Genomic DNA, 14,559 nt, shown 5'->3' on the forward strand with positions numbered 1-14,559 from the left:
TGATAGAACTATTATTATTGCTATACTTTAATATACAAAAGAATAAACAGAATAGATTGGAAAGCGGCAAAACAACAATAGCGAAAATTATTAAGAGAAATGAGCCGGGTGGAAGAGTGCCTATCTGGCTAATGCGTCAGGCTGGCAGGTCTCTTCCTGAGTACCGCAAAGCAGTAGAAAATATGAATAATTTTATGGAGATATGCTACAACACATATTTAGTGACAGAATTGACGTTACAGCCGGTGACAAGATTTGACATGGATGCGGCGATAATTTTTTCAGACATTTTAATAATAGCTGATGTTTTGGGTTGTGACGTGAATTTCGTACGCGGTGTAGGTCCAATAATAAAACCCGTGGAAAGTCCTAAGGAATTGAAGGGTCCACAAGAAATTGAAACTAAAACCTTACCAATTCTAAACGCTATAAAAAAAGTCAGAAGCCAATTACCAAAAGAAAAATCTCTCATAGGATTTGCTGGTGGACCATGGACAGTAGCCTCATACATCATAGAAGGTGGGAGCAGCAAAACTTTTTCCAAAGTATTAAATTTTTATCCTTCGTGTTTGAAGGAAATAATTGAACGAATAACGGAAGTAACGATTATTTATCTAATTAAACAGATAGAATTTGGAGCAGATGTTATTCAGCTATTTGACAGTAATGCTGGTGCGTTATCGGAACCATTGTTTAAAGAATATGTTATCGAACCAACAAAGAGAATTATCTTGGCAATAAAGGATAGATTTTCTGATTTTCCAATAATAGGTTTTCCAAGGTCTGCTGGAAATCTTTATAAAGATTACTGCGAACAAACAGGTGTATCTGCAGTAAGTATAGATTATAATGTTCCAATAAAATGGGCGAAAGCGAATCTAAACATCCCTCTACAAGGAAACCTTGATCCTAATCTTTTAGCCTATAATAAAACGGAAGCAATCAAAGAAGCAAAACGTATAATAGATTGCTTTAGAGATTTACCCTTCATATTTAATCTCGGACATGGAGTACTCCCTGATACTCCAGTTGAAAATATTGCTGCGTTGGTAAACCTGGTAAAAAGCTACTAATACAATACACAAAATTCCTAGCTTTTTTGTTGTACGGGGTTTATCATTTAAATTTAGCTTCAGTAAAATATGTCAGACCTTGCAAAAAGAATGTTCCTAATAAAACCATCACCTACGATTGCTGTAACTGATAAGGCAAATAAGTTGAAAAATGAAGGAAAAAAGATCTGTGTTTTAGCTGCAGGAGAACCGGATTTTGATACTCCAGATCATATAAAAAAAGCAGCTATTCAAGCAATAAGTGAAGGTAAGACTAAATATACTGCTGTTGATGGAACGCGTGAGCTGAAAGAAGCAATAATTAATAAGTTAAGAAAGGATAATAACCTCGAGTACACGCTTAACCAAATCTGTGTTGGTACAGGTGCTAAGCAGGTGTTATTCAATTTGTTCATGGCAACAATTAACTCTGGAGATGAAGTTATTATTCCAGCTCCTTATTGGGTTTCATATGTTGATATGGTAAGTCTTTTTGGCGGCTTGCCAGTTGTAGTAGAATGCAAACAAAATTTTAAACTGACAGCGGAATTATTGAAAAGCAGGATAACTAAAAAAACTAAATGGTTAATTCTTAACTCACCGAACAACCCTGCAGGAGCTGTGTACACATGTGATGAATTGAAAGACATAGCACAAATATTGCTTGAATATCCACATATGAATGTCGTTACAGATGATATTTATGAGCATATAATATACGACGAAAAGTTTTTTACTATCGCTCAGGTTGAGCCGAAGCTTTATGATAGAGTTTTTGTAGTCAATGGAGTATCAAAAGCCTATGCAATGACAGGCTGGAGAATAGGGTATATTGCAGGTAGAAGTGATGTGGTAAAAGCTATCTCTACGCTGCAGTCTCAAAGCACTTCTAATCCAAATTCGATAGCACAAGCAGCAGCAGCAGCAGCATTAAACGGTGATCATAGTTTTTTGAAAGAAAGAACAAGGATTTTTAAGAGTCGTAGAGATTTTATGGTGAAAGAGCTAAATTCTGTCCCGGGATTATCAGCGTCTGTTCCACAAGGTGCGTTTTATTTATTTGTCTCATGTGAAGGATTGCTCAGTAAAAGCACAAAAAGTGGTAAGATAATAAATAATGATTTAGATTTTACTGAATACTTACTGGGAGATCATTTGGTTGCTGTGGTTCCAGGAATTGCATTTGGTCTAGAAAATTTTATCAGAATTTCTTATGCAACCTCTCAGGAACAATTAGAAATTGGATGTGATAGTATTACTAAAGCGTGCCAGGAGTTAAAATGAAATAGACTATCCATTAATTACCCATTTCACCGCGTCAAAAATATTCACTAAGGTTATCTTGAATGCTCTAATTTGTGTTTTTCTATGGAAGGCATTTTTATTGATTGAGCAAGTGTCTTTCTAATATTGAATTCCTCATTTTTTTCATTTTGTTGCAGTAAGTTAATGTTATTTATTTTATTTACTAAATCTTTCCCCTTTTCCAGAGTCTTTAAATCACTTTCGTTAATGTGATGTTCATTGTAAAATTCTGCAACAATTTCTTTTCTTTTCGGATAAGTATTTAAAAATTCCAACACCTGATGTTTAGCAACAGCTTGAATAAATTTCTTATTAAATCTTGAATCGTTATATAGATCTTCTAAATTTTCATCGTAGTGTTTTGCTTCATTTACAGCAAGCTTTATTATCTCTTCTATACCACTTAGAAGTTTCCTATACAATTTGTCGTATCTATTGCCTAGCACGTGTGTAGCGAATGTTTGTTCAATGTATTTTGTTATGTAATTTTGCAGCGTATTATCTATCGTGCTTATATTCATCAGCCTGCTTTAATATTATATTAACTATTTTACACATAAAAAGGTTAATATTGAATTAATAGAATACTTCTGAAGTCAAATTTTACTGAAAATTATGGTATTTAAGATATAATTGTCAGCATGAAATAAAAACATAAATAAAATGGATCTTGTAACAAAAGTGAAGCTCAAGATAAAGATGAATAAGGGTAAAATCATAAATATACTTATCATTTGTGGTGTAATTTTTTTTATATACCTTATTCATGAGCCAGTTGTAGATATGGTAGAAAAAATTATAAGTAAAATAAAAGGTCTCTTTTAAAAATAGAAAAAGTGAACTTTTTCCATCATCCAAACTTGAACCTGGAAAATTTAGTTAATGCATAAACTACTTATGTTGGCTATGAGTTCAACTGTATAAAATTCCGGTAAATTAAAATAAGTATTCATAAAAATATTGTTTTCTATAAACAGAGTATCTATAATACTAGCTTTGGGGTAAAGTATTGCAGAGGAATTTTTTAATCTGGTTGTTGGCGTCACTGTTTTATGCATACCAATATATATTACGCGTAATTCCAAATATTATAATTCCTGAATTGGTAGTAAGGTTTAATATAGGAACAACAGAAATAGGACAATTTTGTGGACTGTATTATGTAGGTTATGTGTTAGCACATATTCCTGTAGGTATTCTTTTAGATAGATTTGGTTCTAAAATTGTTATACCGATTTGTATTGCATTAACATCTTTAGGTGCTTTACCTTTAGTCAGTTCTAATGATTGGAGTTATTCTATTATTGGAAGGATAATTACTGGTATTGGATCCTCTGCTTCAGTACTTGGACTCTTTAAAATAATAAGTATTTATTACCGTAGAGAAAAATTTGCCATGATGTTTAGTATATCAGCTATTATTGGCATCTCAGGTGGTGTATTTGCCACTAAACCGTTACATATCTTATTTAATAAGTTTGGGTGGGACTATGTGTTTGTTACATTTATAACACTGGGATTGTTGCTTGCTCTTGTTTCCTTTATGTTTATACCCAAAATTGATACTTCAGAAGAAAGATTAAATATTAAAAGTTTAAGTGAAGTTATATTCAATAAAAATGTTCTATTAATAAGTTTATTTGGTGGCTTTATGGTTGGACCATTGGAAGGGTTTACAGATGTATGGTCTGCAACATTCTTGCATGAGATGTATGCTATAGATAGACAGGTTGCATACAATATTTCAAAATGGATACTGATAGGCTTTGGTTTTGGATATTTATCACTTTCTTACTTACTAGAAAAAAAACCAACCAAACACTATGAGATAATAATTTCTTGTGCTATGGCTATGATAATTGTGTTTTTATTACTTTTTATATGTAACATTAATTCACTTTTAGCATCCATATTACTATTTATAGTTGGTTTTGCTTCTGCGTACCAAATTGTTTTGACTGCCAAAGTTGTAAATCTTGTGAAGGATGATGCGGTAGCAAGTGCAGGATCTGTAAGTAATGCTATAGTTATGAGTTTTGGCTATTTTTTTCATACCGTTATTGCAAATATAATGAATTTTTATTGGGATGGTAAGATCGTTGATGAAAAACCGCTTTATGGAGCCGATGTAATGGTTAAATCTATGTTAATAATACCTATATGTTTACTAATAGGTATGATAGGCTTTTGGCTACTTAAAGTTATAAGCTGTAAAAAGAGCTAAGCAGATTTAGATGATTAATATAGTATTGTTTTTTATAACTAAAGTATCTATAATCCTAAATTTTAGCTGAGATTCATGTTGCAGAGGAATTTTTTAGTCTGGCTGTTGGCGTCACTGTTTTATGCATACCAATATATATTACGCGTAATTCCAAACATAATTGCGCCTGAATTGATAACAAAATTTAACATAAGTATTACAGATGTTGGCCAGTTTGGTGGGTTATACTATGTAGGCTATACGCTGGCTCACATACCTATTGGTCTTGCTCTTGACAAATTCGGGCCAAAATTTGTTTTGCCTATTTGTATTATCTTAACATTTACCGGAACATTACCACTTATATGCTTTGATGAGTGGTATTATTCAATACTTGGCAGAATAGTCGTTGGAATTGGGTCATCCGCTTCAGCAATTGGGCTTTTTAAAGTTGCAAGCATGTATTTTGCGCAAGAAAAATCAGCAAGAATGGCCAGCTTATCTATAATTATAGGAATTTTGGGAGGGATATGTGGCGGGTTACCTTTAGACTTCTTACTCGATAAATTTGGCTGGAATTATGTTATCTATACATTCTCAGCATTTGGGTGTTTACTTGCTCTGTTGCTGTTCTTAGTAACGCCTGAAAGCAATGCTCAACAGGAAAAAGTTAGCATTAGAGACTTAAAAAACATACTTTTCAACAAGCATATTATTCTAATTAGCTTTTTTGGTGGACTCATGGTCGGTCCAATGCAAGGTTTTGCCGATGGTTGGGTGAAAGCATTCTTTTTTGAAGTATATAAAATGAATGAAGACTTGGCATCTTCTCTCTCTTCCGTAATATTGATAGGAATGTTAATAGGATCATTCTCTTTGGCTTATTTATTGGAAAAATATAAAAATAAGCATTATGAAGTAATAATTGCATGCTCATTTGCAATGATCGCTAGTTTTCTTTTGCTTTTTACTCAGATTGGTGGCTTGTATGTTGTATTACCTACGCTTTTTATTATTGGCTTCACATCTGGATATCAGGTGGTTACCATTTACAAAGCGATAAGTTATGTAAATAATAACTTAGTAGGCCTGGCTACAGCTGTGTCAAACATGATAGTTATGGTTTTTGGCTATTTTTTTCACACTGGGATCGCAAAAATAGTAGATTTGTGTTGGGATAGAACAATAATACAAGGAAATCCTGTGTATGGTGCTGAATTGCTGATAAAAGCAACATCAGTTATTCCTGTATGTTTGCTGGTGGCTGTTTTTGGGCTCTTATGGTTAAAAAATAAAGATTTTAGAGAAGTTGATTGTAATAAGTAGATAATTTATCGAAGGCTCGTATGATAAAATCGTTAGATGTACTAATTTAAGGCTCTTGTTATTATGAAATATAATACTTTATTTTACTTTGATATTTTTGTTTTAATTGTAATTGGGTTTTATTAGGTGGTAGGTATGTCGAAAAGTAATTTTTTTGTATGGTTGATAGTATCTCTTTTCTATGCATACCAGTATGTGTTACGTGTCATGCCAAACATAATTGCGCCTGTATTAATAACAAAATTTAATATAAGCATTGCAGATTTAGGGCAATTTAATGGTCTCTACTATGTGGGATTTACACTAGTTCATATCCCTGTTGGTCTTTGTTTTGATAGATTCGGTCCAAAAATTGTTTTACCTATTTGTGCTGTCTTGGTGTCTATTGGAACATTACCTCTTGTGTGCTTTGATGAGTGGTATTATTCAGTATTAGGTAGAATAATTGTTGGGATTGGCTCGTCTGCGTCAGTAATAGGAGTATTTAAAGTTGCCAGTATGTATTTTTCGCGAGAAAAATCAGCAAAAATGGCAAGCATATCTGTTATTATAGGGCTATTAGGGGCAATATATGGTGGTCTACCAATAGAACTTTTGCTTGATGAGTTTGGTTGGAATTATGTAATTTATATTCTTTCAGGGTTTGGTTTCTTACTCGCTTTATCTTTATTTTTAGTTATTCCTTACAATGCTTACAACTTTCGAAAAGAAAAAATTAGCATGAAGGATCTAAAAACTGTGCTTTTCAATAAATATATCATTCTAATTAGTTTTTTTGGTGGCTTAATGGTAGGTCCACTAGAAGGTTTTGCTGATGCTTGGACAAAAGCTTTTTTATGTGAGGTATATCAAATGGCCGGTGATCTAGCGTCTTCAATTTCTTCTGTTATATATGTAGGATTTGCAGCTGGATTGCTCTCTTTTGCTCACATATTAGAAAAATATCCAAATAGACATTATGAAGTTATTATTGTCTGTTCCTTTGCAATGATTGCTAGTTTCCTTTTACTTTTTACACAGGCTGGCGGATTGTATATTGTATTGCCTGCACTTCTTGTTATAGGTTTCGCTTCTGGATATCAAATAGTAACACTGTACAAAGCATTAAGTTATGTAAATAATAACTTAATAGGATTAACTACAGCTGTGTCAAATATGATAGTCATGGTTTTTGGCTATTTTTTTCACACTGGGATCGCAAAAATAATAGATTTGTGTTGGGATAGGACAGTGATACAAGGAAATCCTGTGTATAGTGCTGAATTGCTGATAAAAGCAACATCTATTATTCCTGTATGTTTGCTGATAGCTGTTTTTGGGCTCTTATGGTTAAAAAAGCAGGATAAGCAGTCTTAAAATTGCTTGTGCATCTTAAAATTAAAGCGAGGTTTGATCTATGATGAGTGTTTTAAAAAAAATCTGTGGCTCTAAAAATAGTTTAAAGTCTTTTGATAACGAGGTTTATCAGTCTATAGAAAAAGAATTACAACGCCAAAAATCACAATTGCAATTAATTGCATCAGAAAATTTTGCAAGCAAAGCGGTAATGGAGGCACAAGGCTCTTTTCTGACTAATAAATACGCAGAAGGTTATCCAGGTAAAAGATATTACTGTGGTTGTGAGCATGTGGACAAAATTGAAAGTCTGGCTATAGAGAGACTTTGTAAGTTGTTTGGTGTAAAATTTGCAAACGTTCAACCTCACTCTGGTTCTCAGGCGAATCAAGCAGTGTTTGCTTCACTACTTGCTCCAGGTGATACGATACTTGGATTGTCACTGAATTGCGGTGGGCATCTAACTCATGGTGCGGCACCAAGCCTTTCTGGTAAATGGTTTAAGTCAGTTCAATATACAGTGAATAAAGACACTTACTTGCTGGATATGGATGAGATAGAAAAGCTGGCGCTGGAGCATAAACCGAAATTGATCATAGCTGGTGCTTCTGCTTATCCGAGAAAAATGGACTTCAAACGCTTTCGCGAAATTGCAGATAAAGTTGGTGCTTATTTGCTTGCAGACATTGCTCACTATGCAGGGCTTATTGCAGCGGGCGAATATCCATCCCCTGCTGAATATGCACATGTTATGACTTCCACAACTCACAAAACTTTGCGTGGTCCTCGTGGTGGAATAGTGATGACCAATGATGAAGCATTACACAAAAAAATTCAATCTGCAGTTTTTCCAGGATTGCAGGGCGGGCCACTTATGCATGTGATAGCTGCAAAAGCTGTTGCATTTAAAGAAGCATTAGCACCAGAGTTTAAGACTTATAGCAAGAAAGTCGTGGAAAATGCGAAAGTGCTGGCTCAAGAATTGCAAAAGCATGGACTTGACATTATAACCGGTGGCACTGACTCTCATATAGTGCTAGTTGACTTAAGATCGCAGAAATTAACTGGAAAAGACGTTGTAGATAGCCTTGAGAGAGCCGGTATTACCTGTAATAAAAACTCTGTACCATTTGATACAGCAAAGCCGACCATCACTTCAGGGCTCCGTTTTGGCACCGCTGCTGAGACAACACGCGGACTTGAGGCAGAAAATTTTAAAGAGATAGCTGGTCTAATAAATGAAGTAATTCAAGGATTAATCAGCGGAAATAGCTCAAGTGTCGAAAAAGCAGTAAAAGCTAAAGTTGAAAGGATTTGTAGTAATTTTCCTATTTATTAATTTATGTGGTGTCATCCAAGTAGCTGGTAGAAACGAAAAAACTTACTTGACACCCTTCGCCAGCCCTCTTATCATGAAACTGAAGGTATTCATTTATCTTCAATCTGTGCAGATTAAACGACAACAGTATTACGTAATTGGCGTCTTATTTTTAATTTTTTGCACTATGCGCACCCTACGTCTTCACAACATTTCTGGGTTTTTACCTATATAAGCTGAAACGCGCTTATAAAGCGTTTAAGACAGTATAGCACGCCAATTTGCAGGATTAGAGAGTGACAACTAGCTAATACGGGATTTCTTTTGCCTTTTTTTCTGCTTAGTAAATTTCTTAAACATTTAAACTAAGATGAGTTGCATTTAAAAGCAGCTAAATTGCAGTGTTTAAGACTTAAAAAACGCCAATACTGAAAATAGACAATGACTAGGGCTTCTTTTGCCTTTTTTCGTTTGGTAAATTTCTTAATGTTTGTAGCTAACATGAACAAACATTTGAGAGTAACTTCTGCTAGTAGGGTGTCATCCCAGTGCCCAGACACTGGGATCCAGGAATTTTATTAAGTTGGTAAGCATAAAAGTAGCCGTTTTATGTTAAAATACAACATTTTAATGATTATGAAAAGGCTGGATTCCAGCGTCACGCGCTGGAATGACATTGTAGGGTGTTATCCGAGTCCTTTTTCCGTCATCAGAGGACCATATGACGTCATCCAAGTAGCGTGACTACTTGGATCTAAGCTGTATTACCAAGTCCAATTAAGTGCAGCATCATCACTTGTTGGAGGCTCAAAATACGGTTGTGACATTTCCTCTTGCACAGCTCTTTTAAATTCTGGACTTTGTATGCTTATCTTTGTTACATGCTCTTGTAAGGCTTTCTCAGCAGCTATTTCAGCAGCTGTTGGACTTTTACCATCTGCTCCTGTCTCCCCTGTCTCTCCTTGTGGGCCTTGAGCTCCATCTTTACCATCTGCTCCTTTAGGACCAGTGGCTCCTGTCTCCCCTTTTAGCCCTTTACCTCCTAAGAACACCTTTGCTGTTTGATCATTTTTGTCACCATACGCTGTGTCAGTAGCATCAAGAAATCCTCCTAATTTATCCACTAAAATTGATTTGTCGCCGTCTTTTGCATCAAATATAGCATTCACGACATCTTTCGCTGCAGCTTTTGTTTTAAGCTCTGTAGCTTTAACAAAAGCAGTCTCTGCAGCAGTTTTAGTGTAAACTTCATCGGCTGGAGCAGCTTTAATATATACCTTATTTGTAAAATCAGGAGAAGCAGTTATAGCATCCACAACAGGCTGTTTTACTACTTCTGTTTTTAGCGTATCTGTAAGTCCTAAAGTTTTAACAAATGCATCATCAACACCTTTTTTGGTATAGATACCTTTATCATCAGCACCTTTTGCTAATTCTGGTATTAAAGCATCCACAACAGCTTTTTTTGCAACTTTTGTTGCAAGATCTGCAGTTTTAACAAACGCAGTATCTGCATCATTTTTAGTGTATACTTTATCGGTAAAATCAGTAGAAGCAATTATAGCATCCACGACATCTTTTGCTGCAGCTTTTGTTTTAAGCTCTGTAGCTTTGACAAAAGCAGTATCTGCATCAGTTTTAGTGTAAACATCTGCAGTATTAGCTTTGTTGGCTAGATCAGCTGCACCAGCTTTCTCTCCTAGCTCAGCATCGACGTAATTCTTGTCAGCTTTTTTTGCCAACTCATCATTTACATTTCTTTTAGTGTAAACATCTGCAGTATTAGCTTTCTTTCTCAACTCATCATCCACACCTTTTTTAGTATATATACCTTTATCATTAGCACCTTTATTGAGTTCCACTATCAATTTTCCTAAAAAATTTTTGTTAGTTGCAAGGTTTTCTATTGTATCTATTGTACTCAATTTTTCACTCAACGCCATATCACCCTCCATTAATTACAAAAACCATAGCATGCATGAAAATAGTATAATTTTCGTTAATGTTAGATTTTACATAAGATTTCCTTGAAACTTGTTGTTTCAGAATTCTTCTCTTGTCATTCAAGTGTGTAGCAGATGATGTCATTCCAGTCTGGAATCCAGCCTTTATTATGCAGCCACTTATTTAAAGTTAAGTTTTCTGGATCCCAGTGGGCTTTGTTGCATCGCTAGCTATGATGGATTAAAGATAAAAAAGATAGGGAATATCAGTAGCTTATTATTCTGGTATTTATAACAAGAACGGTCAGTGAATACCTAAATTTGAGTAAAAGAAATTTTACTACCACTCACTAATCTGGCTAAAATTCAAGAATTTCAATGCTTTAGCTATTTTCAATAGAATTAAATTTATTAATATAAATAACAAATTACTATTCTTAAATTTGATCAGATTGATTGCAAAAAAACAAGATTTTCAATAGGTTGCTTATAATCCTAACTATAGTTAGCCTTTCATAAGTAGCGATGCAACAAAGCCATCCCAGTGTCTGGGCACTGGGATGACACCGAAGGGGCTACTCGGATGACAAACCCTGTCATTCCAGGGCGTGACGCTGGTTTCCATCCAAGACGGCAGTGCTTGACACTGGAATGACAAGAAGAGGGCACTGCCCTCCTTGTATGTATTAGATATAGGCCGAGTTGTGGTCGTGATAAATGTGATCGCTTGCGCAATCGAACATTTTCACAAAACCATTCTCTAGATAAAGATTATATTCGTGATGTTGATCTGATAATACAATATTATCTTGCTCCTCTGAATTGAAATGACTTGAATCTGACAGCAATTCGTAATTTGGATTATCTATTTTACTAATGCTGCTTATTACTTTGCCATTACCACTTGATATAGCTAAACTATAACTATCACCATCCTTCATTATCTTGATGGACACCTTATCTTCAGGTAACACTATAAGCTTTTTCGTATCACTATCGTGGATTACGAATTTGCCTTTTTCAAAATAGTATTTGTCTTCCGGCAAAGCACCAACCTTGTATTCTGATGTGTGCAGTTTGTTCCAAAAATCTAACACAGATTGCTTTTCTGCTCCTTCCGCTCTATCATATAAGGCTTTTACATCATTATAATCTATCGTTACATTTGCCTTATGCTTCCCTTCTGAGTCCTGCTCGTAGCTCTTTTCTATTTTGAGAATTGTGTCTTTTAATACTACCTGTTCTTGCTCTTTCTCCTACACTGAAGCTGACCTTTTTGCCCTTGTTGGAATTTGTGGCTGGTCAGACTGCATTTCACTATTGTCGTTTGATGCAGTTTTCTCTTCAGCAGCTTGTGCAACAACATTAGTAGTACTATGAACTTCTGTCTTAGTTTCACTTACTTGCCCTTTTGGACTTTCGGTTTTTGTATATATTCTCTGATAGTCCGTGTAGCCTCTATTAGTATCACCGATATCACCACTACCTTGATCGAAAGTTATTTTTTTACTTCCATTTCCCATATCCTCAATTTCAACTTGAGGAGAAACAGATGCTAGGAAATCGTTATAACTGTAGTTGTAGTCAGCAGAAAAGAATATTTTACCTTTGAAGTTATGGAAGTTATTAGATAACATTCCAATTTCTTCGTCGCCATCAAACAATTTTACTTTAGTGAAATATGTTTGATCTTTTATTCTAACTATTTCACCGCTAGAGTTTCTTTGTATGTGGTAATCATTTGGGTCGTACTTTATAGCAAAAAGTTTGCCAGAGCCATATTTCTCTAAGTTTATAAGGCCCACATTTACATGTTTATGGGAATAATCTCTCTTTTCATATTCATGTGCAAATATTGGATCTATGTATCTATATTCATCTGATATATTTGGCATACCTATTGGATGTTCATTACCATCTTTTGTCACCGGAACAAGCTTATATGCTCCGTCTTTTTCCACTAATTTTAGATGAGTAATACTTTGTGGTAGTTGAAACCTTACATTTGCTCCATGGTCATGAATAAATAGATCACCTTTCTCGGTAATATAAAAGCCCATATTTTTAAATTCATGTAAGCGCTCGTCTCCTTGCTTTACGACAGCTTCATATACATCATCGTCTGTCCTATCTGTTCCCTTATTATCCAGTAATTTTCCTTTTTCCACGATTACTCCATTTGCCTTTTGCTCATCAGAATATTGTGCATGTTCTGAATCCTGATGATTCAAAATTTTGGTACCTCTAAGAAGCAGAGAATCTAAATCTTTTTGGATGTGTCCAGTGCTAGGATGCAACAATTCATTTTCATGTAAATGCGCTTCATCAAAGTATTCATCGCGTTCAACTGTTCTGCCATCTATTAGGGAAGCTTTATAATGACCATTTTCTTTTGTAACTGCCATGTAAGCACCGCCTTCGTATGAAACATTTAAGTTGTGTAATATATCCTCAAAAACGAAAGTTTCTTTAGTTTGGCCTTCAACTTGCTTAAAAAATCCTGATTCGCTCAATAATTCTCCAAGCTTTGTATTTCCGTCATATATAGACAGTGCACCCATATCTCCTTGACCATGAGCTTGCATAGAAAAAATCTTACCTTCTTGTAGATCAATATGATTTGTACCTCTTATCAAGTTTGAATCGATATTGATCATCTCTTCTAACATCTTTTCTACATCGATGTTCTTAGTCGCTTTTACTTGTTCTAAGCCAGTGTTTATGGTTTCATCAAGTAAGGTACTTTTTAATTCCTCATATTTGGAGGGAATTGAATAATATTTGTCTGAATACTCTTCGTAAGAAATCTTCCCTTCGCTATATTCTTTATTTATCTTGGGATATTCCATTTGCCTCTGCTCATCCAGATTTTTTAATGCATCATCATAAGCTTTCTTTAAATTTTCATCATACTTTGATAGCATTCTAAAAGCCTGATTTTTATACTCTAGACTGTTTCGGTACTCATTACCTTGTTGGTCAGAGTAAGTTAGTTTATCTTGTCCATCGGAAGTTTTTACTACCTTGAGGAAATGATATTCCTTTGATATATCAAGTGTATCATTTGTTGCCCTATTTATAGCACGAGCAACATCATAAAATGCAACGTGTTCTACAGGAGAAAAACTTCCAACGTTTTCTCCATCCATTTTTTCTATATTTGCTTTATAGTAGGATACGTTTTTAATTTCTCCACCCACTATTTCTTGACCAGTTGCTATGAAATCTCCTTTTGTAACTTGCAAAGCGTTGAGATGTTCCATTGCAGTTTCTGTATCATTCTCAGCAAGCCAACTTTTGAAGTCAGTATCGTGTCCTTTTATGTCTTTCAAGAAACTTTTTGACTCATCTGAGTTACCTTGACGTAAAGCATCTAGGTAGTCTCTTAATAAACTAGGATCTTTTTCCTGTAAGTACATTATCAACGCATGACCTGTTTTATAAACTAGGCTATTTGCTTCGCTGTCCTTTGAGTATTCTAAACTTAAAATTTTATCTAAATCCAAATTTGCAGCTTCGGTCTTGTCAATACTTGATCCTTGAGAATTGAATTTATGATCTGAATGATGCTCAAAGTAATCTGCAATTCCTTCCATTAATACTGTAGGTAAAGATTTGCCTCCTGTAGCCAAGTAAGTTAAACCATGTGCAAATTCATGCTGAAGATTATGAACGCCACCTTGCTGGTAGACGTACATTTCAGCAAAAACATCAGCTTTCCCTTTGTAGTAACATTTACCACCTTCGTCTCCAAGGTAAGAACCGAAACGCTCGCTTCCACCAAGGTGAGTGTAATCATCCTTGTCATCAAACATGTAAATTTTAAATGTTTGTTCTGAACTGCCGCGTTCTAACTTGAATGTATCTTTAAAACTAGTAGCTGTTTCTCTTATCTCACTTTCAATGTTAGCAACTTTACTTGCTCTTAAATTGTGAGAATAAACCTCTACTTTAATATTTAAATCTTCAACTTCTATAACATGTGGCGAATTAAACCCTTTGCCGTTATTGTTGAAGTATTCTTCTTTAGTTATATTTTTATTTACTTGTTGATTGATTGCCATGATTCTAACCTAT

Annotated in this window: 8 protein-coding genes and 1 pseudogene; 6 read left to right on the forward strand and 3 right to left on the reverse strand. The window is 34.7% G+C overall.

Going from position 1 to position 14,559, the window contains the following annotated elements; all coding sequences use genetic code 11:
* Positions 1 to 56: 56 nt before the first annotated feature.
* A complete protein-coding gene (gene hemE, locus AAGD59_RS00005; RefSeq protein WP_341812965.1) occupies positions 57 to 1,073 on the forward strand; it encodes a uroporphyrinogen decarboxylase in 1,017 nt (338 codons plus the stop codon).
* 69 nt (positions 1,074 to 1,142) lie between these two features.
* Positions 1,143 to 2,336, forward strand: coding sequence for a pyridoxal phosphate-dependent aminotransferase (locus AAGD59_RS00010; protein WP_015589340.1), 1,194 nt, complete (start codon positions 1,143 to 1,145; stop codon positions 2,334 to 2,336).
* A 53-nt stretch (positions 2,337 to 2,389) separates the two neighbouring features.
* Here the strand turns inward: AAGD59_RS00010 and AAGD59_RS00015 are convergent, their stop codons facing one another.
* Entirely contained in the window at positions 2,390 to 2,878 is a 489-nt protein-coding gene (locus tag AAGD59_RS00015; protein WP_015589341.1) for a hypothetical protein, read from the reverse strand.
* Positions 2,879 to 3,366: 488 nt separating this feature from the next.
* On the opposite strand from AAGD59_RS00015, the gene AAGD59_RS00020 reads away from it, so the two are divergent.
* The 4 genes from AAGD59_RS00020 (at position 3,367) to glyA (ending at position 8,560) form a co-directional block, all read left to right on the forward strand.
* Positions 3,367 to 4,581, forward strand: coding sequence for an MFS transporter (locus AAGD59_RS00020; RefSeq protein ID WP_015589342.1), 1,215 nt, complete (start codon positions 3,367 to 3,369; stop codon positions 4,579 to 4,581).
* 75 nt (positions 4,582 to 4,656) lie between these two features.
* Positions 4,657 to 5,886 carry an MFS transporter gene (locus AAGD59_RS00025; protein WP_179949600.1) on the forward strand — a complete coding sequence of 410 codons (1,230 nt, stop codon included), beginning with the start codon at positions 4,657 to 4,659 and terminating at the stop codon, positions 5,884 to 5,886.
* 135 nt (positions 5,887 to 6,021) lie between these two features.
* Positions 6,022 to 7,242, forward strand: a complete 1,221-nt coding sequence (locus AAGD59_RS00030) for an MFS transporter (RefSeq protein ID WP_141457298.1) — start codon at positions 6,022 to 6,024, stop codon at positions 7,240 to 7,242.
* Positions 7,243 to 7,282: 40 nt separating this feature from the next.
* Positions 7,283 to 8,560: a serine hydroxymethyltransferase gene (glyA, locus tag AAGD59_RS00035; RefSeq protein WP_015589344.1), complete on the forward strand. Its 1,278-nt coding sequence runs from the start codon at positions 7,283 to 7,285 to the stop codon at positions 8,558 to 8,560.
* A gap of 743 nt (positions 8,561 to 9,303) precedes the next feature.
* On the opposite strand, the gene AAGD59_RS00040 is transcribed toward glyA, so the two are convergent.
* Both AAGD59_RS00040 and AAGD59_RS00050 read right to left on the reverse strand, forming a co-directional pair.
* Entirely contained in the window at positions 9,304 to 10,482 is a 1,179-nt protein-coding gene (locus AAGD59_RS00040; protein WP_265027895.1) for a collagen-like protein, read from the reverse strand.
* 686 nt (positions 10,483 to 11,168) lie between these two features.
* Positions 11,169 to 14,546 (reverse strand): annotated as a pseudogene (locus AAGD59_RS00050) (peptidase M2).
* Between the last annotated feature and the right edge of the window lie 13 nt (positions 14,547 to 14,559).

It is taken from the genome of Wolbachia endosymbiont (group A) of Cephus spinipes (assembly GCF_964026895.1).
Taxonomy (GTDB): Bacteria; Pseudomonadota; Alphaproteobacteria; order Rickettsiales; family Anaplasmataceae; genus Wolbachia; species Wolbachia pipientis.